The sequence below is a fragment of the Pseudomonas sp. GYB4201 genome (assembly GCF_056312595.1).
The window spans coordinates 171549-191717 of the sequence record NZ_JBWGIG010000004.1 but is presented as its reverse complement, the minus strand read 5'-3'; the positions used below and the strand labels follow the sequence as shown (position 1 = coordinate 191717).

The following is a 20169-nucleotide window of genomic DNA, read 5'->3' as shown; positions in this document are numbered from 1 at the left end:
GGGCGGGGGGGGGGGGGCCCCGGACCCCCGCCCCGCCCGGCGCGCCCCCCGCCCGCGTCAGCGGTTTCAGCCCTGCAGGAACTGCGCGAAGCTCACGCCGGTGCCGGTGGGGCGCACGTCTTTGAGGAACGAATCCTTGTCGGCGCTCAGCTCCAGGCTCACCGTCGACTTGCGCTTGCCGGCGTTACGCACGGTCAGGCCTTCCATGCGCTCGCGGAAGAACGCGGTGGGCACCTTCAGGTGCAGCAGCTGGTCGGTGGCCGGGGTGTGCATGAGCATGTGAATCCACTCATATTGGCCAACCGCCAGGCGCCCCACCGGAATGTCGAACCAGAAGATGTTGCGACGGGCGTCGTGCAGGGTGAAATGGCAGTTGTTGACACCAAGCACCGCGCCGCCGAGTTCTTTGTTGCGGCGCGCGATGGCCAGGGGTTTGTCGAGTTTCATAGAAGTCCTACGCAAATGAAGCGTCAGCGCCGTGGCTGAATACGCGGTGCATTCTCGGGGTAAAACGCGCAAACATAAAGGCAAACCTGACGCCCTGCCGCCAAAAGAGGGCAGGGCGCGGTATTGGCTCAGCGGGGCAGGGCCTTGCTCAGCTCGGAAGTGGCGCCGTCCGGGCTGGTGGCGGTGACGGTGAACGAGCGGTTGGGCTCCTTCACGTCCAGCGGGAAGCTGAAGTTGGCCACGCCGCGGCCGTTGGTGGACACATACACCTCGCCGAGGAAGTTGGCAGCCTCGGTTTCAGTCGGCTTGGCGTTGCCGAACACTTCCACGCGGTAGCGGCTGTTGGGCTCGCCGGTGACTTCGCCGTGCAGGCGGCCAGCGGCGATGGCGCGCAGCTTGGGCGCCGGCTGGTTGTGGTTGGGCAACTGCTGGCAGTCCACCACCGGTGCGCCCTTGGCCGCGCAGATCACTGCCTTGCCGGCTTCCACGCCGGCGCCGCGGTTACCCACGAAGCTGGCGTTGTCCGGGCCCGGCACGCCGAAGACGATGGCACCGGTGCGCTGGGTGGGGATGCACGAGCCGCCGCTCTGGCAACGCTTCACGTCCTGGCTGTTGTCCCAGATGCGGTTGGCGGTCAGGCGGGTGTTGTGGCTCACGGCTTCGGGGCGCAGGGCCACGCCGATGCGGTTGCCGTGGATCACGTTGCGGTCCAGCAGGTTGTCGGCGCCGGTGACGCTGATGCCGATGGAGTTGCCGATGAGCACGTTGCCACCCAGGTAATTGCGGTCGCCGGCGTTGATCTGCACGCCGTCGGAGTAGCCTTCGAAGCGGTTGTGGGTCAGGGTGTTGTCGCTGGCCTGGAACACTTCCACGCCCTGGGACGCCTCGGGGGTCAGCTTGCTGGCGCGGAACAGGTTGTCGGCCAGCAGGTTGAACGCCGCGCCGCGGCTCAGTTCCAGGCCGTCGCCGTTGTCGATCAGCTGGTTGCGGATGATGCGGTTGTTGTTCGTGGTGTTGGCCGTGGCGTTGCCCTGGCCGTCGTCGCCGGTCAGCATGATGCCGGCGCCGCCGCGGTTGGCGACGATACGGTTGTCATGCACGCTGCTGTTGCCGGCGCGGTTGAGCAGGATGCCGATGCAGAAGTTGCGCACTTCCAGGCCGCTGATGTCCACGCCCTGGGTGTCGCGCACGCTCAGGCCGGGGTTGCTCAGGGTGCGCACGTTGGCGCCGGACTGGCCGGCCACCGCGCCCGGGCAGGCCTTGGCAGTGTCGCCCTGGACGAACGCCGAACCGTCGATGGCGATGAAATCACCGCTGTGTTTCCACGCCGAACCTTCGATCACCACCGGGCCCTTGATGTCAGGCAGGGCCGAGGTCGGCTTGATCACGAAGGGCGCGCTGCCCACCGCCTGGATCTCGATGCGGTAATGGCCGGGGTTCTGGTTGTTCTGCTCGATGGCCCAGCGCAGGGTGCCATCCTTGCCGTCGTCGGCGTAGCTGTTGACCACCAGGGTCTGCGGCGCATCCGTGGTCGGGGTCGGCTCGTCCGCGTGGGCTGTCACCACGGGCAGGGCCAGCAGCAGGGCTGCCAGTACGGGGGAAACACGCATGAGTATCGATTCCGGGAAAACACTGTTGTTTTTTCACGTTCGCCGGCTCGGTGGCGAAAACGCGGCATGAGTCTAGTAGATGCAGAACGCGATGTGTGGGCGGTGCGGGTGGTTGCGGTCGATATTCGCCCAGTGCAGTTCATCGGGTAAAGATAATTACCGAGAAATTTTTGAAACTCTGGGGCGAAGCGTTCAGTCAACCTTATGTCGACTTTAGACACCTGTACTTTCCTGAAAGGAGAAATACCATGAGTGGCACTAAAGACAAAGTGAAAGGAATGGCTAACGAAGCGAAGGGCAACGTCAAGGAAGGCGCCGGCAAACTGGTGGGCAGCGACAAGCTGCGTGCCGAAGGCGCCGCGGACAAGGCCAAGGGCAAAGTCCAGCAAACCATTGGCGAAGCCAAGGACAAACTGAGCAAGCACTAAACGGTGTTCGCGCGGTCTGAGCCAATACAGCGGTCATCCTCGGATGGCCGCTGTGCTGTCTGGACATTGCCGGTAACCGTTCCAGGTTCGTGTTTCACGCTACATTGAGGTAAAACCTGTGCCCCCGAGTGTGGCCAGGTCCGGCGTTTCACTCGTTGTAACCCTCCCCATGGCGGCGAAAGGAGACGCTAATGATTTTTCCGGAATTGCGTGAACTGAGCCTGCAGACCGTGCTGATGCGCACGGTGAAGGAGTTCATCGATGACGAGATGTCCACCTATGCCTCGGCGCTGGCCTACCAGATGCTGTTCTCGCTGTTTCCCTTCATCCTGTTCCTGATTGCCCTGATCGGCTTCCTGCACCTGCCCGACTTCTTCTCGTGGCTGCGCCTGCAGGCCGAACTGGTGTTACCGCCCCAGGCCCTGGATTCGGTGAACCCGGTGATCGACCAACTGCAGCAATCCAAGGGCGGGTTGCTGTCGTTCGGTATCGTCATCGCCCTGTGGACTGCCTCGGCCGGCGTGCGGCTGATGATGAGCGCCATGAACGCTGCCTACGACGTGGTCGAGGAGCGCCCGGTATGGAAACGCATCCCGCTGTCGATCTTCTACACCGTGGGCATCGCCGGCATGCTGCTGGCGGCGGCCGCGTTGATGGTGCTGGGCCCGCAGGTCATGGGCTGGCTGGCCGGGCAGATCGGCCTGGAAGATTTCATCGTGACCTTGTGGACCATCGCCCGCTGGCCGGTGATCGTGATCCTGATGATGATCGCCGTGGCGCTGATCTACTACGTGATGCCGGACGTGCGGCAGAAGTTTCGCTTCATCACCCCAGGCTCGGTGCTGGCCGTGGTGGTGTGGATCATCGCCTCGCTGGGCTTTGCCTTCTACGTCAAGACGTTCGCCAACTACAACGCCATGTACGGCAGCATCGGCGCGATCATCGTGCTGCTGCTGTATTTCTACATCTCCTCGGCGGTGCTGTTGCTGGGCGCGGAGATGAACGCGGTGATCGAGCACATGTCCGAGGAAGGCAAGGACCCGGGCCACAAGGAATTTCCCGAAGACGAGGCGCAAGATGATAAAAAGCATGTTTCGGGTCTGGGCCGCGATCACTCGCTGAAACCGGACGCCGAGCAGGCCTGACCGGGAGAAGGACCGCCTCATGATTCACGACATCCTCAAGATGGGCGACGAGCGCCTGCTGCGCGTCGCCCAACCAGTGCCGGCCGACATGTTCGGCAGCGCCGAGCTGACCCAGCTGATCGCCGACATGTTCCAGACCATGGAACACGTCGGTGGCGTGGGCCTGGCCGCGCCACAGATCGGCGTCGACCTGCAGTTGGTGATCTTCGGCTTCGAGCGCAGCGAGCGCTACCCGGACGCCGAAGCGGTGCCGCAGACCATCCTCATCAACCCCTTGATCACGCCGTTGAGCCCGGCCACCGAAGAAGGCTGGGAGGGCTGCCTGTCGGTGCCGGGCTTGCGTGGGGTGGTGGACCGCTACACGCACATCCGCTACGAGGGCTTCGACCCCCAGGGGCAGCCCATTCAGCGCGTGGCCCAGGGCTTCCATGCGCGGGTGGTGCAACACGAGTGCGATCACCTGATCGGCCGGCTGTACCCCTCGCGCATCACCGACTTCAGCCGCTTCGGCTTTACCGAGGTGCTGTTCCCGGGGCTGGATCCGTCAAGCGACGAATAACCGTAGCCGCTGCCGAAGGCTGCGCTGGCAGGTATGAACCCTGAAGGTTTCCAGCGCACATGAGGGCCAGCGCAGCCTGGCGGCAGCGGCTACAGGGCTGGCGATATCGCGTTATTCCTTGGCCACCGCCACCGGCTTGATGAACCGCAACGTCATGCGGTCCGACTCGCCGATGGCCTGGTATTTCGCCTTGTCCTTGTCACCCAGCTTGTAGGTGGGCGGCAGGGTCCACACGCCTTGTGGGTAGTCCTTGGTGTCCCTGTGGTTGGCGTTGATTTCGCTCTGGCCCACCAGGGTGAAGCCGGCGTCGGTGGCCAGCTTGATCACGTACTCAGTGGGCAGGTAACCGCTGCTCTTGATCTGCTCCACGGTCTCGCCCGGCTTGCCGCGATGGTCCACCACGCCCAGGGTGCCGCCCGGCTTGAGCACCTGGTAGAAGCCCTGGAACATGGCCTTGGCGTTGTCGGCCATGACCCAGTTGTGCACGTTGCGGAAGGTCAGCAGGGCGTCGGCCGAGGCGTCCGGGCCGAAGGTGGGCGCCTTGGGATCGAAGGTCACCAGCCTGGCCTTGCCGTAGTGGGCGCTGTCGGCGTCGAACTTGCGCTTGAGGGTGTCGAAGCTGCCGGACGACTGCACGGCGGCGATGTAGCTGCCGTGGTCCTTGAGCAGCGGTGCCAGCACCTCGCTGTACCAACCGGTGCCGGGGGTGATCTCGATCACCGTCTGGTCCTGGCGCAGGCCGAAGAACTGCAGGGTCTGGCGCGGGTGGCGGTAGCGGTCGCGGGCGCTGTTGGCCGGGTCGCGCCAGCTGCCCTTGAGCACGCTGGCGAAGGTCTTGTCGCTGATCGTGGAGGGCGGGGCCACGGCGGTCAGGGTCAAGGCGAAGGCGGGGGCGGCACACGCCAGGGCAATAGCCGCGAGCAACGAACGTTTCATGACAATCCCTGTAGGCGAAAAGACGATCCCCACAGCGTAGCAGCGGCCGTAAGGCCGCGTCACGGGGCCGGCGTGGTCATCGCGATCAGCGCCTTGTTGCGCTGGTAGCGCACCAAGCGTTCCGCCAGCACCTGGGGCAGATCGTTCGCCAGCGCAAACCCCAGCCGCTGGTAAAACCCCGCCAGCCCCGGGTCGCAGAACAGCCACACCGGCCCGGCCACGCTGGCCACCGCCTGCGCCACCAGCCGCCGCGCCACGCCCTGGCCGCGGCAGGCGTCGGCCACCAGCAAACCGGTCAGCCAATGGCCGTCGGCCACCGGCGTCAGGTTCAGCGCGGCAATGATCTCACCGTCGCGCGCCACCCAGGCCTGGGCCGCCTTGTCGCCGCGCATGGGGGAGCGCTGCTCGCGGTAGAACTTGTTCAGCAGCGGCCACAGGGCCGGCGCCAGTGGCGCATAGTCGATACTCATGTGGCCGGCCAACCACCGCCCAGGGCGCGGTACAGTTGCACGCGGTCCAGCGCCACCTGGGTGGTGCTGTTCACCAGCTCGCTCTGGTTCTGCAGGCGGATGCGCTGCACGTTGAGCACGTTGATGAAGTCGATGGCACCCTGGCGGTAGCGTTCCTGGGCCACGTTCAGGGCCATGTCGTTCTGGCGCACGGCTTCGGCCAGGGCCGCGTGGTGCTGTTGCTCGGCGCGGTAGTCGGTGAGGGCGTTGTCCACTTCATGCCAGGCGCCCAGCACGGTCTTCTGGTAGTTGAGCGCCGCTTCCTGCTGCTGGTGCTCGCGCAGTTGCAGGGTGCCGGTCAGGCGCCCGCCCTGGAAGATCGGCAGGTACAGGCTGGGGCCGTAGCTCCACTGGCGCGAGTTCCAGGCGCCGAAGTTGGAACCGTCCAGGGCCTGGAAGCCGAAGCTGGCGCCCAGGCTGATGCGCGGGTAGAAGTCGGCCTTGGCCACGCCGATGGCGGCGGTGGCGCGGTGCAGCGCGGCTTCGCTGGCCTGGATGTCGGGACGCCGCTGGGCCAGTTCCGAGGGCAGGCCCAGGGGCACGTCCGGTGCGCTGGCGGGCAGCGGTTTCGGCGCTTGCAGTTCACCTGCCAGGGCACCCGGGGCCTCGCCCAGCAGGTAGCTGAGGGCGTTGATCAGGCGGTCCTGTTGGGCCTGCAGCATGGGCAACAGCGCCTCGATGCTGGCCACCTGGGCCGCCGAGTTGGCGGTGTCCAGGTGGGTGGTCACGCCGTTTTCCAGGCGCGTCTGGGTCAGGTCGCGGCTGCGCTTGGCGATATCGAGGTTCTGCCGGGCCACCTGCAGTTGCGTCTGCACGCCGCGCAGCTTGAGGTAGTCGCTGGCGGTCTCGGCGCTGATGCTCAGCAGCACGCCGTTGCGCTGGGCCTGGCTGAGGTCGACCTCGGCGTCGGCGGCCTCGACGGCGCGGCGCACATGGCCCCACAGGTCCAGCTCCCAGCTGGCGTCGGTGGCGCTGTTCCACATTTCGAACGGCGCCTTGCCGCTCAGGTTGGACGGGTCGAGCAGGCTGACGGCGCTGTTGCGTTCGCGCTGGTAGCTGGCGCCCAGGGCCACGCCGGGCAGTTGCGCGGCGCCGCTGACCTGGCGCATGGCACGGCTCTGCTCCAGGCGGTTGCTGGCCACGCGCACGTCGAAGTTGGCCTTGGCGGCGCGCTGCACCAGCGCACTCAGCTGCGGGTCACCCAGGGTCTGCCACCACTGGCTGTCGACTGCGGCGGCGGCCTGGGCCTGTTGCTGCCACTGCGCGGGCAGTTGTGGTTGCGGCGTGTGGAAATCGGGGCCGACGCTGCAGGCACCGAGGCTGGCCATGGCCAGCGCAAGCAAGGGGCGTTTCATCTCAATGCTGCTCCTGGGCGGTGTCGATGCTGGCGACCACCGACATGCCGACGCGCAGCTTTTCCAGCTCGGGCTGGCCGGCGTCGAAGACGATTTTCACCGGAATGCGCTGCACCACCTTGGTGAAGTTGCCGGTGGCGTTGTCCGGGGCGATGACCGAGAACGACAGGCCGGTGGCCGGTGCCACGCTGTCGACGTGGCCGGTGAAGGTGCGGTCGGGGAAGCTGTCGACGTGCACGCGCACGGTCTGGTTCAGGTGCATGTGCGCCAGCTGGGTCTCGCGGAAGTTGGCCACCACGTAGGCGTCCTTCAACGGCACCACCGCCAGCAGCGGCTTGCCGGGCGCCACGTAGGCGCCCACGCGCACCGAGCGCTGGCCGACCATGCCGTCCTGGGGCGCGGTGATGCGCGTGTACGACAGGTTGAGGTTGGCCTGTTGCAGCGCCGCCTGGTCCTTGGCCAGCTGTGCCTCGGCCACTTCGCGCTGGGCCTTGAGCACTTCGAGGGTCTTCTGCGCGGCCACCTTGGCGGCGTCGTCGCGGTCGCGGGCGGCCTGCCAGCCCTGCAGGTCGGACTCGGCCTTCTGCCGCTCTTCCTGGGTGCCGGCGCCGGCGTTGGACAGGTTGCGGTAGCGCTGGGCGTTGGCCTGGGCGAAGGCCAGCGAAGCGGCGGTGGCGCGGATTTTCGCCGTGGCCTGGTCGATCTCGGCGCCCTGGCGCTCGATGCCGGCGGCCAGGTTCTTCAGCTGCGCCTGGGCGGCGTTGACGTTGGCCGTGGCCGCAGCCTGGGCGGCCAGGTAGTCGCGGTCGTCGATCTGCGCCAGCAGCTGCCCGGTGCGCACCGCCTGGTTGTCGGCCACGGCCACCTGGGTGACCTGGCCGGCCACGCGCGGCGCCACCAGCACCGAGTCGGCGTTGATGTAGGCGTCGTCGGTGCTTTCCAGCGAGCCGTGGCTCAGCAACCGGTAGGCCCCGTAAGTGCCGCACAGCAAGATGGCGACGGTGATCAGCGAAATGGCGGTTCTATGCTTCATGGGGATACCGGAGGTTGCGGTGGATAGGCGCGTTTGGGCAGGGTCAGCAAGACAAGCAGCAGCACGGCGATCACTGCGATCAGCGCCAGGAACGCGTCGCTGGCGGTGAGCACCAGGGCCTGGGCGTGCACGCGGTGGGCCAGGCCGGTGGCGTCCAGCAGCGGCTCGAGGCCCTGGCGGACGCTGCCCAGGCGGTCGAGCAGCACGTTGGAGTGCAGGTGCTCGCGGGCGGTGACGAAGTTTTCCAGGGCCACCGCCGCCAGCACCGAGAACAGCGCGCGCAGGGTGTTGACCATGGCCGAGGCGAACGGCCCTTCCATGGGGTGGATAACGCCGGTGGCGAGCATCAGCAGCGGCACCACGATCATCGGCTGGCCAACCGCGTGCAGCGCTTGCAGCCAGTAGAAGTCGTCGCGAATCCAGGCGCCCGTCAGCAGCGCGCCGCCCAGGCAGGCCACGGTCAGGATGGCCAGGCCGGCGGCGATCACGTAGCGGGCGTCCACCCAGTTGCGGTTGATCACCGTGGCCACCAGCGGCGCCAGCAGCAGTTGCGGCAGGGCGATGCTCAGGGCCAGGGGCATGGTCTGCAGCGGCCGGTAGCCGTGCACGCCGGCCAGGTAGGCGGCGGGAATGGCGCTGCCGGCCAGGCTGACGAACATGAACAGGGTGAGGGTGGTGATGCCGAAGGCGAAGTTGCGCCGTTCCAGCAACTGCAGCTTGAACAGCGGCAGCGGGTGGAACCATTCGTTGAGCAGGAACAGCGGCAAGCACACCGCGGCGCCCAGCAGCAGCCAGCAGATCAGGCTGGAGTCCAGCCAGTCCAGGCGTTCACCCTGGGTCAGCGCTACCACCAGCATGCTGATGCCGCCGCAGCCCAGCAGGGCGCCGCGCCAGTCGAGCTGCTTGAAGCGCTCCAGGCGCAGCGGGTCCTGCGGCAGGCCGAAGGCAATGCAGGCCGAGCCGACCAGGCCCGCGGGGATGATCTGCCAGAACAGCAGGCGCCAGTCGGCGTTCTCGGTCCAGAGCGAGGCCAGGGGCATGGCCACGTTGGGGCCGAAGGTGGCGGTCAGGGCGTAGGCCGACAACCCGTACAGCTTGATGTGCCACGGCAGGAAGCGTAGCGCCACGGTCATCAGCAGCGGCGGCAGGCAGCCGCCGGCCAGCCCTTGCAGCACCCGCAGGGTGAGCAGGCTTTCGAGGTTCGGCGCCAGCGGGCACAGGGCGCCACACAGGCTGAACAGCAAGGTGACGACGATGGCGAAGCGGCGCAGAGAGAAGGTCACCGCCAGCCACGGCGCAATCAGCATCGCCGAGACTTCGGCGGCGCTGTAGGCCGAGCTGATCCAGGTGCCTTCGTCGTGGCCCAGGCCGAACACGCCCAGCACGTCGGCCAGGGCAATGTCGGTGGCGCGGTCGTTGATGCCCGAGGTCAGGGCGGCGATCAGCACGCCGACCAGGCCGATGGCCAGGCGCCAGCCGAACGGCGTGGGTGCGGGTGGAGGTGCAGGTGCGGACACGAAAGATTTCCCGAGACGCGAGCGAGTAAGAGTGCGATAATTGGTACAGTGTACTGATCAGCGATACAAGAGGCAATCCAGTGACCACGACCGACAACGACCGCACCGGCATTCAGGTGATCTCCCGCGCGGCGGCTATTCTGCGCTGCCTGGAAAACGAACCGGCGGGCCTGAGCCTGGGCGCCATCGCCAAGCGCATCGAGCTGCCGCGCTCCACCGTGCAGCGCCTGGTGGACGCCCTGGCGCTGGAGCAGCTGCTGGAAGTGCGCGGCGCTGGCGGCGTGTGCCTGGGGCCGGCGCTGATGCGCCTGGCCACTCACAGCCACGTGGACATCTCGCAGCTGGCGCGGCCGTTCATGGAAGACTTGTCGCGGCTGACCGGCGAGACCGCGGTGCTACTGCACGCCAGTGGCGCCGACCTGCTGTTGCTGCATTCGGTGGTCTCGGCCAGCGAGCTGCGGGTGTCGCCGGGCACCGGCAACTTCTTGCGCATGCACGCGTCGTCCGGCGGCAAGGTGCTGTTGGCGCGTAAAACTGATGAGGCGGTGCGCGAGCTGCTGCAAGGGCAGATGGAGCAGTTAACCCCGGCCACCCTCGACCTTGAGCAACTGCTGGCGCAACTGCCGCAGATTCGCGCCGAAGGCTTCGCCTACGACCGCCAGGAGCACGTGCAGGGCGTGGGCGGCATCGCCACCTTGCTGGACACGCCCCAGGGCAACTACGCCATGACCGTGGTGGGCCCGGCCTGGCGCATCGAGCAGCACCAGGCGCGTATTCGCGAAGCGCTGGGGCACGTCCGTGACGAACTGAGCAACGCGCTGCACAGCAAGGGCTGAATTATTGCAACTTCGGCAACAGTGCTTGTCAGCCCTTGAGGTTTATTCCGGCTGGGGAAGTTGTATTCTATATATGTCCCCGCTGAAACATGAAACAGCGGTGACAGGTACTTCGTGTTACGCAATGAGTTCAAAATATTGTGTAACAACTTCTTCCAGCCCCAATCCGGCAAATGAAGTCAATCAGCGTGATTGCTTTAAAGGCCCTTTACCATGAAAACTCTTGTGATTGCCGCACTGGTCGCGTTCTCGACTGTTGCCGGCGCTGCCACTTTGCCTGCTGCCAGCAATAACAGTGTGCAGGAATATACCTACGGTACCCACCTGGATATCGCCAAGGTGGTGAGCATGACTTCGATTCCCGACGTGTGCGAAGTGGTACCGGCGAAGATGACTTACCTGGACCACCAGGGCGAACGCCACACCATCGAATACCGGGTGATGGGCAACGGTTGCCAGGACAACTGAAGCCTGGCGGCCAGGCCCTCGCGCAGTGAGCGGGGGCAGCGGGCCGTGACGTGGCGGTGCCCAGTGTAGTAAGGTCCACGCCAATTATTGCCCGCGGAGTGTTCGCTTGAAATCCCTTCCCTTGAAACCGCTGTATGTGGCTGGCCTGCTGACGCCTTTCTGGCTGGCAGTTGCCTTGCTGATCCTGGGCAGCCTGTACCCGGACTACAGCCAGTTTGAACAGTCCATGAGTGTATTGGGTGCGGTGGATGCGCCGACACACTTTATTGCACCGATCATTAATAACTTTCCGCTTGGTTTGTTATTCATTTTATTTGGGGTTGGTGTTTACAAGACATTTCCACAATCGGCGTGGGGCCGTGTCAGCGGCCTGCTGATTGTGCTGCATGGCCTGGCCAGTTTTGTCACCGGCGACTTTGCCTGTGATGCCGGGTGCAGCCTTGACGATCCGTCGGCCGCCCAGCAGGTTCACCATATTGCCGGCCTGGTCATGGCCTGGAGCCTGATCGCTGCCGGCGCCATCTGGGTGCGCGTGGGCCTGCGCCTGGACGGCTTCCGTGGCCTGGCGTTCCTCTCCATGGCGTTTACCCTGGTGGCGCTGGTGACCCTGCCGATGGTTGCCATTTCGGCGAAGAACCTCGTGGGGCACGGCCTGTACGAGCGGGTGAACACCTTCGCCTCAGCCATCTGGACCGCCATCTTCGCGGTCGTCCTGCTGCGCCGCAAAGCGTAGTCGTAGCAGCGGCCGCAGGCCGCGTCCATGGCGCCGCGGTGGTGTGGGACGCGGCCTGCGGCCGCTGCTACAGGGTGTTCAGGGCTTGGGTGATGTCGTGTTCCAAGTCCTCGACGTCTTCGATTCCCACGCTCAAGCGCACCAATCCTTCCGTTACCCCATATTGCCGCCGAATGTCCTCGGCCACCGCGCTGTGGGTGGTGGAGGCGGGGTGGCAGGCCAGCGAGTCCGTGTCGCCCAGCGACACTGCCTGGGTTACCAGGGTCAGGCTGTCGAGGAAGGTGCGCGCGGCAGCCTTGCCGCCCTTCAGCTCGAAGGCCATCAGCGCGCCAAAGCGGCTCATCTGCCGCCGCGCCACGGCGTGGCCAGGGTGGCTTTCCAGGCCGGGGTAGAACACCGTGGTCACGGCGGGGTGGGCGTCCAGCAGCCGGGCGATGCGCTCGGCGCTCAGCGACGCGGCTTCCACCCGCAGCGGCAAGGTCTTCAGGCCGCGGATCAGCAATGACGCCTCGAAGGGGCTCAGGCAACCGCCGAACTGCTTCAGGCCCACGCCGCGGATCTTGTCCACCAGCGCCCGGCTAGCCACCACCACGCCGCCGGTGGCATCGCCATGGCCGCCGATAAACTTGGTCGCCGAATGCACTACCACGTCGATGCCCAGGCTCAACGGCTGGGTCAGGCAGGGGGTGGCGAAGGTGTTGTCGGCCACCGTGACGATGCCGTGGGCGCGGGCGATGCGTGCGGCCTGCGCCAGGTCAACGATGCCGAGCATGGGGTTGTCCGGGGTTTCGGCGAAGATCAACCGGGTCTTGGGTGTGATCGCCGCTTCCAGCTGGTCCACCGTGGCCACGTGCAGGGAACGCACGCCAAAGCGCGGCAGCAGGTTGCGCATCACCCCTTCGGTGCCGCCGTACAGGGTGCCGACGTGGATCAGCTCGTCGCCGCTGGACACCAGCGCCAGCACGCTGGCGCAGATGGCCGCCATGCCGCTGGCGAAGGCCACGGCGCTTTCGCCACCCTCCAGTGCGGCCATCTTGCCCTCCAGCGCGGCCACCGTCGGGTTGGCGAAGCGGCTGTAGATGAACCCCGGGCTCTCGCCGCTGAAGCGTTGCTCGCCGGTGTCGAAGTCGCCATAGGAATAGGCCGAGGCGGTGCTGATCGGCGTGGCGACGGCGCCGGTGCTCGGGTCGGGCGTTTGCCCGGCGTGGACGGCGAGGGTGCGGATCCCCAAGGTGCGCGCGGTGTCCTTGGCCATGTCTGGCTCCTTCAAGACGTTGTCCTGTCAGAGAGTAGACCGTGCGGCGTGGTATTCGTCCGTCAGCGCTGCCAGCAGTTCGGCGGCGGGCAGGCTGCGCGCCTTGGCGGCACCGGTGCCGGCCCAGTGCGCGGCGAACTCCGGCGAGCCTGCCTTGGCGGCGGCTTCGATCAGCTTCTTGCCCGCGTTGTAGGCAATGCCGAAGCCGGGCACGGGCGGATGGCCCGGCGCGCCCACCTCGAGCATGAAGCGGTTGACGATGCCCCGTGCCGGCCGCCCGGAAATCACCCGGGTGAACGCCGTGCGCCCGGCCCGGGTGCTGCCGAGCATCTGCCGGTAGGCCGGGTTGGCGGCGGATTCGGGGCACAGCACGAACGCGGTGCCCAGTTGCGCGGCTACCGCGCCCAGGGCCAGCACCTCGGCGATGTCGGCGCCGTCCATCAGGCCGCCGGCGGCGATGATCGGGATGTGCAGGTGCTCGCGGAACAGGCGCACCAGGTCACGGGTGCCCAGTTCCTCGTCTGCGCCATGCTCGTCGAAGATGCCGCGATGGCCGCCGGCCTCGGCGCCCTGGGCCACCACCGCGTCGATACCGGCGGCTTGCACCCGCAACGCTTCTTCCAGTGACGTGGCGCTGGCCAGCAGCACGATGCCGGCCTGCTTCAACGCGTCGATGCGCGCCTGCGGTGGCAGGCCCAGATGCAGGCTGACGATGGGCGGGCGCTCGTCCAGCAGCACCTGCAATTGCGCTTCGTCGTCGTACAGGCTGCTGTAGATGTCATGCAGCGCGGCAGGCGCCTGGGCGCCGAATTCGGCGAAGAAGGGCTGCAAGTGCGCGAGCCAGGCGCCTTCCACCGTGCTGTCGGGCGTCGACGGCCGGTTGCAGAACACGTTGATGTTGAAGGGCTGGTCGGTCAGTGCGCGCAGTTGGCGAATCATCGTGCGCCCCGCCTCGGCATCCACCGCGGCAATGGAAATGGACCCCAGCCCCCCAGCATTGCTGACCTGCGCCGCCAGCTGCGGCGTGGCCGTGCCGGCCATGGGTGCCTGGATGATGGGGGTGCGGATACCCAACAGCGTGCGTGCGTCCGTCATGATGCGGCCCTCCAGTGGTGTGTGCATGCCAGCATCCTAGAAGCCGCGCCGTTATTAATAAACCCGCTCGCGCCACTAACTGACATGAACCCTGAAAATATCAGCCCCCCGTAGCAGCTGCCGAAGGCTGCGTCCTGGAGCGCCCCCGGTGTGCCGCAACTGCGCGGTGCCTGGGACGCGGCCTGGTGGCCGCTGCTACGGGGGCAATTTCGTCCAATACGAAGGCGCAGGCTTCTGGCTCAATGGCGGCTTCTTTCACCTGCCTTGCGGACACGTTACATGCAGTTCTCCAGCGGTTTCCTGTTAAGCCTTTCCCTGTGCCTGGACATTGGCGTGGCCAATATCGCGATGATCACCCTGGCCATGCAGCGTGGCTACCTGCAGGGTTTCTGGCTGGGCCTGGGCACCTGTTTCGGCGACCTGGCCTACGCGATCCTGGCGCTGGTGGGCATGACCGTGCTGCTGCAGTACAGCTGGGTGCGCTGGGGCTTGTGGGTGGGCGGCTCGCTGCTGCTGGTGTATTTCGCGGTGAAGATGCTGCTCAGCGCCTGGCGCCATGACAGCGCTTTGCAGGCCAACGATGTAGCCACCGCCCGCTCGGGGTTTAAGGAGTTTGCCCGGGGCATCTTCCTGGCCATGTCCTCGCCCAGCGCCATCCTCTGGTTCGCGGCGGTGGGTGGCACGCTGATTTCCCGTTCGGGCGGCGGCGGGCTGCTGAGTGCCGGGCAGTTCCTGGCCGGGTTCTTCTGCGCCGGCGTGCTGTGGTGCGTGGCGATCTGCACGGCGGCCAGCCAGGGCGGCAAGCTGCTGGGGGACAAGCTGCTGCGCTATTCCTACCTGGCCTCCGCAGGGATTTTCGCCTGGTTCGCAGCCTATGTGATCGGCTCGGGCTACCAGGAGTTCATCGTTGGCCAGGCGGCGGTTTAAATAGTCCGCACGGCGCTGGCGCAGGTGTTATACCTATTAGAACCATCCACCCAACAGGGGAGTGCATAGCATGAAAGGCATGGATTCGAAAAAAGCGGCGAAGAAAAAACCAACCCGTACCGCTGAAGAGAAACGCGCTGAAAAACGCGCGAAGAAGTCGAACATTTTCGGCCACTGATCCCCCTGTAGCCGCTGCGCCAGGCTGCGCTGGCCCTTTGCCCTGCTGGAAATCTTCGGTGTGGAGACAGGCCAGCGCAGCCTGCGGCAGCGGCTACAGGCGGCTAGTCTTGAAGGCCTGGGCATAGGCCTGCGGCGTCACGCCCATCACCTTGCGAAACGCATTGATGAAGTGGCTCTGATCGTAAAACCCCAACTCACCCACTATCTGCAGTGAATGCTGCTGCCGCCGCAGGCGTTTGCGCGCTTCCAGCAGGCGCAGTTGCATCTGGTACTGCAGCGGCCCCAGCCCGGTCTGCTTCTTGAAGCAGCGCACGAAGTGGTACTTGCTCAGGCCGGCCACGCCGGCCAGCACTTCCAGGTCCACCTTCTCCCCCAGGTTGTCCCGCAAGTATTCCAGGCTGCGCAGCACGCTGGCGTGCTGTTCGCCGGCCTTGCCGGGGCCTGGCTGCAGCCACTGGCACAGCAGGTGGATGAAGGCTTCTTCCTGCTCGGCGCGGTGGGCGCCGGGGGTGCGGGCGAAATCGAGGATGGCCCGCTGCAGCCCGGCGTGGTGAAACACGCCCTGTTCGAAGCTGCTGCCGGCCAGGTTGTTGTCGCGCACCACCTGTTCCACCGCCTCGGGTGCCAGGTGCAGGCTGATGTATTCCACGCCCTGCGGGCTGAACTGCGAGGCCTGCATGGCCTGCGGGTTGTACAGGGTGATGGCGCCGGCGGGGGCTTCCAGGGCACGGCCGTCGAGCCAGATATGCTCGACGCCGGTGAGGTTGGTGCCCAGCACGTATTCGTCGTGGGTGTGGCGGGGGAAGCTGGCGGCCTCGGCGCGAACCCAGCAGGCTTCGACCACGGCGCCGGCGTGCCAGTCTTCGGTGATCAGGTTCATGCCGACTTTTCCGGGGCGCGGGAGGTCTGAACGTTAACGCAAGGGGGAATTGGCCCGCAAGCGGGGGATTCGTGGGGGCTGTGACGCGGCCTCGCGGCCGCTGCTACAGTGTTTGCACACTCAGGATGCGAGGTATTCATGACAGGCATTGAACCCACCGGTATCGAGCCGGTGCGCTACGAGCAGGGCCGGGCGATGATCATCGCCGGCCTGTCCGACCGCTTCACCCAGGACACCACCAGCGGCATCGAGGCGCTGTGGCGCGAGTTCGTGCCGTTCCTGGGCAAGGTGCCCGGCCAGTTGGGCCATGAAAGCTACGGCGTGTGCTGCAACCCCGACGGGGTAGGCGGCTTCGAATACATCGCTGGGGTGGAGGTGGAGACCGAGCGGGAACTGCCGCAGGACTTCCGCTGGATCAAGCTGGCGCCCCAGCGCTACGCGGTGTTCGAGCACCAGGGGCATATATCCGGGCTGGGCCAGACCTTCCAGGCCATCTGGCAGTTGTGGCTGCCCAACTCCGGCCTGGAAGCGGCCGATGCGCCCGAGTTCGAGCGCTACAGCGATGACTACGAGCCGGCCACGGGTAATGGCCGGCTGGAAATCTGGCTGCCGGTCAAGGACTGACCGGCAGTGGCGCTCACTGCCCGGCGGTGAGCGCGCGGCGGCAATCGTGGAACATGTCCAGGCCCGACTGGTACACGCCAGTCTGGATCTGGAACATGCCCAGCACCGAGTGGAAGATGTTGTCGTGGCTCAGGTCGCCCTCGTCCTGCTTGGCTTTCAGGCAGGCGCGGTCGATGCCTTCCTGGGCCAGGGTGTCCTTGCCGAACCACATCACCATGGGCACGTGGATCTGGGTTTCCGGGGCAATGCTGTACGGCGCGGCGTGCAGGTACATGCCGTTCTCGCCCAGCGACTCACCGTGGTCCGACACGTAGATCATCGAGGTGTCGTACTTGTCCTGGTTCTGCTTGAGCAGGTCGATGACCTTGGACAGGAAGAAGTCGGTGTACAGAATGGTGTTGTCGTACACGTTCACCAGTTCATCGTGGGTGCAACTGCCCAGCTGGTTGGTGCGGCACACCGGCTGGAACGCTTCCTTATCCTTCGGGTAGCGGTCGTAGTATTCCGGGCCGTGGCTGCCGTCGGCGTGCAGGACGATGATGGCGTTGTCCTTCAGGCCGTCAATGTAGTCCTGCAGGCCCACCAGCAGCGACTCATCCAGGCAGTTGGTGCCGTCGCAGAACGGGCTCTTCTGGTCCTTGGGAATGTCGTGGTTGGGGATGCGCAGGCAGGTGCCCTTGCAGTCGCTGTTGTTGTCCAGCCACACGGTCTGCACGCCGGCACGTTGCAGGATGTCCAGCAGCCCCTCGTAGGTCTTGCCCTTCTTGTCGCTGTAGTCGCTGCGCGGGAACATCGAGAACATGCACGGCACCGACACCGCGGTGGAGGTGCCGCACGAGTGCACGCGGGTGAAGTTGAGGATGTCCTGCTTCTTCAGTTCCGGGTTGGTCTCGCGTTCGTAGCCGTTGAGCGAGAAATGGTCGGCGCGGGCGGTTTCACCGACCACGAAGATCATCAGGTTCTTCTTCGGCTGGGCCTTGGCCGCCGCGCTCATCACCGCATCGGTGCCCACCTGCTGCACCACCACGTTCTCTTTCACCGAGTAACGCGACTTGGCCAGCTTGGTCACCGCGTAGATATAGTTGCTGGGGTTGATGAAGTGGGTGAGCTTGTCCGGCTGGCGGAAAATAGGCGCGTAGGTGGAGTAGAACGCCCCCACCGACACCGCCACTACCAACAGGCAGGCCACGGCCACCAGCACCTTGTTCAGCAGGCCGGGGAAGAACCGGCGGTATTGCACCGGCAGCCACCACACCAGCACCGAGGGGATGACGCCGAGCACCAGCAGGTAGCCGAACATTTTCGGGCTCAGCAGCGCCTTGGCTTCAGCCGGGTTGGTCTCGATGACGTTCTGGATCATCACCGTGTCGATGGCGATGCCGTAGTCGTTCATGAAGTAGGCCGCAGCCGCCGAGGCCAGCGCCACGATGGTGATCACCGGCTTGAGCAGCGGGCGGAACGACACCAGCGTCAGCAGCAGGGTGAAGGTGGCCCACAGGAACAGCCCGAAGGACAGGTAGAAGCCCACGCGCTTGGGGCCTTCCAGGGTAATCAGGTTGGCCAGTGCCTCCCAGGTCGCCAGGTTGTAGAACAGCACCATGGCCAATGAAAACAACAATACCAGCCGTGTTGAACTGATCTGAAACCGTCTGCCCTGACTTGCCACCATCTTCACTGCTCCTCGCCTTTTGCCGTGCTGTTACAAAACGTGTGCCCATGCGGGCGGGAAAATCTAGCCGTCGAACCGTCAAAAAAACGTGAATATGCGTACTGATTCAGCTGTGGTTCAACGCAGCTTTTGTTTTGGCGATGATCGCACGGGCTTGGGTCTTACTAGCGGGAATATTATTCCTAATTGCGCTTTCGCCCTTTGACGGGTTTGCCGCCATAGTGGCGGTTCCGGGTGTAAACGCCCGCCGACGAAGGAGAATAATAAAATGAGCCTTCACCCCCTGGACACGCCGCCGGCTGAATTCGAACTGTCCATCACCCGCCTGATCAATGCGCCACCCAGCGTGGTGTTTCGCGCCTGGGTAGAGCCCGACCTGCTGTGTCAATGGTGGGGGCCCCACGGCATGACCACCCCAGTGTGCGAGATGCAGCTGTGGGTGGGCGGGCTGTTCCGCACCGTGATGCGCGCCCCGGACGGCACTGAGTACCCCAGCGAAGGCGTGTTCCTCGACATTCACGCGCCCCATCGCCTGGTGTTCACCGACGCCTTCAAGCCCGGCTGGGTGCCCTCGGCGCGGGCGTTCATGACCGCGGTCATCAGCCTGGAGGACATCGACGGCAAGACCCGCTACACCGCCCGCGCCCTGCACTGGAGCGCGGCCGACCGCGAGGCCCACGAGCAGATGGGCTTTCACGATGGGTGGGGGCAGAGCCTGGACCGCATGGTGGAGGTGGTGTCGCGGCTGGTCTAGACCGGCATGCGGAAGCTGAACAGGGTGCCGGCCGCAGCGCTGGACTGCACCTGCATCTGGCCGCCGTGGGCCAGGGCGATCTGGTTGGCGATGTACAGGCCCAGGCCCAGGCCGCTTTGTGGCGAGCCGCTGGCCCGGCGTGAAAACGGCTGGAACAGCTGGGCCATGATGGCCGCGTCGATCGGCGTGCCGTGGTTGTGCACGCTGAGCACGAAGTGCTGCTCGCGCAGCTCGGCGCTGACCGTGACCACGGCGTCTTCGGCGCCGTGGTAGATGGCGTTGGCCACCAGGTTCGACAGCAACTGCGCCACCCGGTCGCGGTCGCAGCGCACGTCCAGGGCCTGCTCGATGCGCAGGTCGATCTGGCGCTGCGGGTGCACTCGCTGCACCTCATTCACCACATGAGCCAAGGCCTGGGCCAGGTCCGGCCGCTGCTCGAGCTTCACGGTGATGCCGTTGCCCAGGCGCCCGCGGGCGAAGTCCAGCACGTCTTCCACCAACTGCGCGGCGCGCTGGCCGGCGGTGAGGATGTGCTGGATGATGCCGCGGCTTTTTTCATCCTCGGTCTTGCGCAACAGCAGCTCGGCACCTGCGCCGATGGCGAACAGCGGGTTGCGCAGGTCATGGCCGAGCACGGCGATGAACTGGTCGCGAAAATCGCCGATTTCCCGCTCATGGGTCAGCGCCGCCTCGGTCTGCTGGTGGCTGTCATCGTTTTCCAGCTGCAACGCCACCACCCGGGCGAAGGATTCCATCATCGCCTGGATGGGGCTTTGCCGCAGGTTGGCCGGGCGCGGGTCGAGGGCGCAGATGGTGCCGAAGAAGCTGCCGTCGGTGCGGAACAGCGGCACCGAGATGTAGCTTTCGAACTGGTACAGGCGCGGGGTGTGGTGGTCGCAGTACTGCGGGTCGGCGCTGGCCTGGTCGATGACGATGGCCTGGTGGTTGCCGTGGATCTCGTGGCACAGGGTGGTGGTCAGGTCCAGCTCGCCGCCCACGCCCAGGCCAAAGCCCAGGTCGTCGCGCACTGCGCAGGCGGTCCAGTGGCTGTCGGTGACCCGCGCCACGGCGGCGAAGCGCATGCCGGTGCTCTCGCAGATCACCTGCAGGATGGCGGGCACGGCCTTGATGCGGCCGATGGTGGCGATGTCGGCGGCAAGGGTATTCGCCATGGCGGTTCCACTGATAGATGAGCAAAAACTCAGGAAG

At 65.7% G+C, this 20169-nt stretch carries 21 protein-coding genes; 9 read left to right on the top strand and 12 right to left on the bottom strand.

The features are described 5' to 3' along the window. Nucleotides 1-66 precede the first annotated feature (66 nt). Together AC0Z2B_RS05650 and AC0Z2B_RS05645 are read right to left on the bottom strand one after the other, a co-directional pair. On the bottom strand, nucleotides 67-447 hold the full coding sequence (locus AC0Z2B_RS05650) for a hypothetical protein (protein ID WP_416426493.1): 381 nt from the start codon (nucleotides 445-447) through the stop codon (nucleotides 67-69). A gap of 128 nt (nucleotides 448-575) precedes the next feature. After that, nucleotides 576-2057, bottom strand: coding sequence for a right-handed parallel beta-helix repeat-containing protein (locus AC0Z2B_RS05645; protein WP_476295527.1), 1482 nt, complete (start codon nucleotides 2055-2057; stop codon nucleotides 576-578). Between the two features lie 248 nt (nucleotides 2058-2305). On the opposite strand from AC0Z2B_RS05645, the gene AC0Z2B_RS05640 reads away from it, so the two are divergent. From AC0Z2B_RS05640 to def, 3 genes are all read left to right on the top strand, one after another. Continuing rightward, nucleotides 2306-2485 carry a CsbD family protein gene (locus AC0Z2B_RS05640; RefSeq protein ID WP_416426490.1) on the top strand — a complete coding sequence of 60 codons (180 nt, stop codon included), beginning with the start codon at nucleotides 2306-2308 and terminating at the stop codon, nucleotides 2483-2485. A gap of 191 nt (nucleotides 2486-2676) precedes the next feature. Continuing rightward, nucleotides 2677-3630, top strand: coding sequence for a YihY/virulence factor BrkB family protein (locus tag AC0Z2B_RS05635; RefSeq protein WP_416426489.1), 954 nt, complete (start codon nucleotides 2677-2679; stop codon nucleotides 3628-3630). 19 nt (nucleotides 3631-3649) lie between these two features. Continuing rightward, nucleotides 3650-4189, top strand: coding sequence for a peptide deformylase (gene def / locus AC0Z2B_RS05630; RefSeq protein WP_476295526.1), 540 nt, complete (start codon nucleotides 3650-3652; stop codon nucleotides 4187-4189). Nucleotides 4190-4300: 111 nt separating this feature from the next. Here def and AC0Z2B_RS05625 read toward each other — a convergent pair whose 3' ends face one another. From AC0Z2B_RS05625 to AC0Z2B_RS05605, 5 genes are read right to left on the bottom strand one after another with little or no spacing between them, the layout of a single operon-like run. Next, nucleotides 4301-5125 carry a class I SAM-dependent methyltransferase gene (locus AC0Z2B_RS05625; RefSeq protein WP_476295525.1) on the bottom strand — a complete coding sequence of 275 codons (825 nt, stop codon included), beginning with the start codon at nucleotides 5123-5125 and terminating at the stop codon, nucleotides 4301-4303. A 59-nt stretch (nucleotides 5126-5184) separates the two neighbouring features. Beyond that, nucleotides 5185-5595: a GNAT family N-acetyltransferase gene (locus tag AC0Z2B_RS05620; RefSeq protein WP_476295523.1), complete on the bottom strand. Its 411-nt coding sequence runs from the start codon at nucleotides 5593-5595 to the stop codon at nucleotides 5185-5187. Beyond that, complete coding sequence (locus AC0Z2B_RS05615; protein WP_476295521.1) at nucleotides 5592-6989, bottom strand: efflux transporter outer membrane subunit; 1398 nt, start codon at nucleotides 6987-6989, stop codon at nucleotides 5592-5594. Before AC0Z2B_RS05615 ends, AC0Z2B_RS05620 begins: the two co-directional genes overlap by 4 nt. A 1-nt stretch (nucleotide 6990) precedes the next feature. Further along, the gene (locus AC0Z2B_RS05610; protein ID WP_476295568.1) at nucleotides 6991-8028 is read right to left on the bottom strand and encodes an HlyD family secretion protein; all 1038 of its coding nucleotides are present in this window, start codon (nucleotides 8026-8028) and stop codon (nucleotides 6991-6993) included. Then, nucleotides 8019-9539, bottom strand: a complete 1521-nt coding sequence (locus tag AC0Z2B_RS05605; RefSeq protein ID WP_416426481.1) for an MFS transporter — start codon at nucleotides 9537-9539, stop codon at nucleotides 8019-8021. Before AC0Z2B_RS05605 ends, AC0Z2B_RS05610 begins: the two co-directional genes overlap by 10 nt. Nucleotides 9540-9619: 80 nt before the next feature. Here AC0Z2B_RS05605 and AC0Z2B_RS05600 point away from each other — a divergent pair, with 80 nt between their 5' ends. The 3 genes from AC0Z2B_RS05600 (at nucleotide 9620) to AC0Z2B_RS05590 (ending at nucleotide 11576) form a co-directional block, all read left to right on the top strand. Beyond that, nucleotides 9620-10375, top strand: coding sequence for an IclR family transcriptional regulator (locus AC0Z2B_RS05600; RefSeq protein ID WP_476295519.1), 756 nt, complete (start codon nucleotides 9620-9622; stop codon nucleotides 10373-10375). 213 nt (nucleotides 10376-10588) lie between these two features. Continuing rightward, nucleotides 10589-10843: a DUF2790 domain-containing protein gene (locus tag AC0Z2B_RS05595; protein ID WP_476295517.1), complete on the top strand. Its 255-nt coding sequence runs from the start codon at nucleotides 10589-10591 to the stop codon at nucleotides 10841-10843. Between the two features lie 106 nt (nucleotides 10844-10949). Continuing rightward, the gene (locus AC0Z2B_RS05590; protein ID WP_476295515.1) at nucleotides 10950-11576 is read left to right on the top strand and encodes a DUF998 domain-containing protein; all 627 of its coding nucleotides are present in this window, start codon (nucleotides 10950-10952) and stop codon (nucleotides 11574-11576) included. A gap of 67 nt (nucleotides 11577-11643) precedes the next feature. Here the strand turns inward: AC0Z2B_RS05590 and AC0Z2B_RS05585 are convergent, their stop codons facing one another. Together AC0Z2B_RS05585 and AC0Z2B_RS05580 are read right to left on the bottom strand one after the other, a co-directional pair. Further along, nucleotides 11644-12831, bottom strand: a complete 1188-nt coding sequence (locus AC0Z2B_RS05585) for a trans-sulfuration enzyme family protein (protein WP_476295513.1) — start codon at nucleotides 12829-12831, stop codon at nucleotides 11644-11646. A 27-nt stretch (nucleotides 12832-12858) separates the two neighbouring features. Beyond that, the gene (locus tag AC0Z2B_RS05580; RefSeq protein WP_476295567.1) at nucleotides 12859-13926 is read right to left on the bottom strand and encodes an NAD(P)H-dependent flavin oxidoreductase; all 1068 of its coding nucleotides are present in this window, start codon (nucleotides 13924-13926) and stop codon (nucleotides 12859-12861) included. Between the two features lie 279 nt (nucleotides 13927-14205). Here AC0Z2B_RS05580 and AC0Z2B_RS05575 point away from each other — a divergent pair, with 279 nt between their 5' ends. Beyond that, the gene (locus AC0Z2B_RS05575) at nucleotides 14206-14853 is read left to right on the top strand and encodes a LysE family translocator (protein WP_476295511.1); all 648 of its coding nucleotides are present in this window, start codon (nucleotides 14206-14208) and stop codon (nucleotides 14851-14853) included. A gap of 271 nt (nucleotides 14854-15124) precedes the next feature. Here AC0Z2B_RS05575 and AC0Z2B_RS05570 read toward each other — a convergent pair whose 3' ends face one another. Next, nucleotides 15125-15913 carry a helix-turn-helix domain-containing protein gene (locus AC0Z2B_RS05570; RefSeq protein WP_476295509.1) on the bottom strand — a complete coding sequence of 263 codons (789 nt, stop codon included), beginning with the start codon at nucleotides 15911-15913 and terminating at the stop codon, nucleotides 15125-15127. A gap of 138 nt (nucleotides 15914-16051) precedes the next feature. Between AC0Z2B_RS05570 and AC0Z2B_RS05565 the strand changes: the two genes are divergently transcribed. Beyond that, nucleotides 16052-16537 carry a GyrI-like domain-containing protein gene (locus AC0Z2B_RS05565; protein ID WP_473004274.1) on the top strand — a complete coding sequence of 162 codons (486 nt, stop codon included), beginning with the start codon at nucleotides 16052-16054 and terminating at the stop codon, nucleotides 16535-16537. A 13-nt stretch (nucleotides 16538-16550) separates the two neighbouring features. Here the strand turns inward: AC0Z2B_RS05565 and AC0Z2B_RS05560 are convergent, their stop codons facing one another. Then, complete coding sequence (locus AC0Z2B_RS05560) at nucleotides 16551-18206, bottom strand: phosphoethanolamine transferase (RefSeq protein ID WP_476295507.1); 1656 nt, start codon at nucleotides 18204-18206, stop codon at nucleotides 16551-16553. Between the two features lie 268 nt (nucleotides 18207-18474). Between AC0Z2B_RS05560 and AC0Z2B_RS05555 the strand changes: the two genes are divergently transcribed. Then, nucleotides 18475-18960, top strand: coding sequence for an SRPBCC family protein (locus tag AC0Z2B_RS05555; protein ID WP_416426467.1), 486 nt, complete (start codon nucleotides 18475-18477; stop codon nucleotides 18958-18960). Here AC0Z2B_RS05555 and AC0Z2B_RS05550 read toward each other — a convergent pair. Then, the gene (locus AC0Z2B_RS05550) at nucleotides 18957-20132 is read right to left on the bottom strand and encodes a GAF domain-containing sensor histidine kinase (RefSeq protein ID WP_476295505.1); all 1176 of its coding nucleotides are present in this window, start codon (nucleotides 20130-20132) and stop codon (nucleotides 18957-18959) included. The genes AC0Z2B_RS05555 and AC0Z2B_RS05550 overlap by 4 nt on opposite strands. Between the last annotated feature and the right edge of the window lie 37 nt (nucleotides 20133-20169).

Excerpts from the sequence above, each read along its gene's own strand:
- AC0Z2B_RS05650 (WP_416426493.1), bottom strand. The coding sequence starts at position 447 with ATGAAACTCGACAAACCCCTGGCCATCGCGCGCCGCAACAAAGAACTC.
- AC0Z2B_RS05645 (WP_476295527.1), bottom strand. The coding sequence starts at position 2,057 with ATGCGTGTTTCCCCCGTACTGGCAGCCCTGCTGCTGGCCCTGCCCGTG.
- AC0Z2B_RS05640 (WP_416426490.1), top strand. The coding sequence starts at position 2,306 with ATGAGTGGCACTAAAGACAAAGTGAAAGGAATGGCTAACGAAGCGAAG.
- AC0Z2B_RS05635 (WP_416426489.1), top strand. The coding sequence starts at position 2,677 with ATGATTTTTCCGGAATTGCGTGAACTGAGCCTGCAGACCGTGCTGATG.
- def (WP_476295526.1), top strand. The coding sequence starts at position 3,650 with ATGATTCACGACATCCTCAAGATGGGCGACGAGCGCCTGCTGCGCGTC.
- AC0Z2B_RS05625 (WP_476295525.1), bottom strand. The coding sequence starts at position 5,125 with ATGAAACGTTCGTTGCTCGCGGCTATTGCCCTGGCGTGTGCCGCCCCC.
- AC0Z2B_RS05620 (WP_476295523.1), bottom strand. The coding sequence starts at position 5,595 with ATGAGTATCGACTATGCGCCACTGGCGCCGGCCCTGTGGCCGCTGCTG.
- AC0Z2B_RS05615 (WP_476295521.1), bottom strand. The coding sequence starts at position 6,989 with ATGAAACGCCCCTTGCTTGCGCTGGCCATGGCCAGCCTCGGTGCCTGC.
- AC0Z2B_RS05595 (WP_476295517.1), top strand. The coding sequence starts at position 10,589 with ATGAAAACTCTTGTGATTGCCGCACTGGTCGCGTTCTCGACTGTTGCC.
- AC0Z2B_RS05585 (WP_476295513.1), bottom strand. The coding sequence starts at position 12,831 with ATGGCCAAGGACACCGCGCGCACCTTGGGGATCCGCACCCTCGCCGTC.
- AC0Z2B_RS05580 (WP_476295567.1), bottom strand. The coding sequence starts at position 13,926 with ATGACGGACGCACGCACGCTGTTGGGTATCCGCACCCCCATCATCCAG.
- AC0Z2B_RS05575 (WP_476295511.1), top strand. The coding sequence starts at position 14,206 with ATGCAGTTCTCCAGCGGTTTCCTGTTAAGCCTTTCCCTGTGCCTGGAC.
- AC0Z2B_RS05570 (WP_476295509.1), bottom strand. The coding sequence starts at position 15,913 with ATGAACCTGATCACCGAAGACTGGCACGCCGGCGCCGTGGTCGAAGCC.
- AC0Z2B_RS05565 (WP_473004274.1), top strand. The coding sequence starts at position 16,052 with ATGACAGGCATTGAACCCACCGGTATCGAGCCGGTGCGCTACGAGCAG.
- AC0Z2B_RS05560 (WP_476295507.1), bottom strand. The coding sequence starts at position 18,206 with ATGGTGGCAAGTCAGGGCAGACGGTTTCAGATCAGTTCAACACGGCTG.
- AC0Z2B_RS05555 (WP_416426467.1), top strand. The coding sequence starts at position 18,475 with ATGAGCCTTCACCCCCTGGACACGCCGCCGGCTGAATTCGAACTGTCC.
- AC0Z2B_RS05550 (WP_476295505.1), bottom strand. The coding sequence starts at position 20,132 with ATGGCGAATACCCTTGCCGCCGACATCGCCACCATCGGCCGCATCAAG.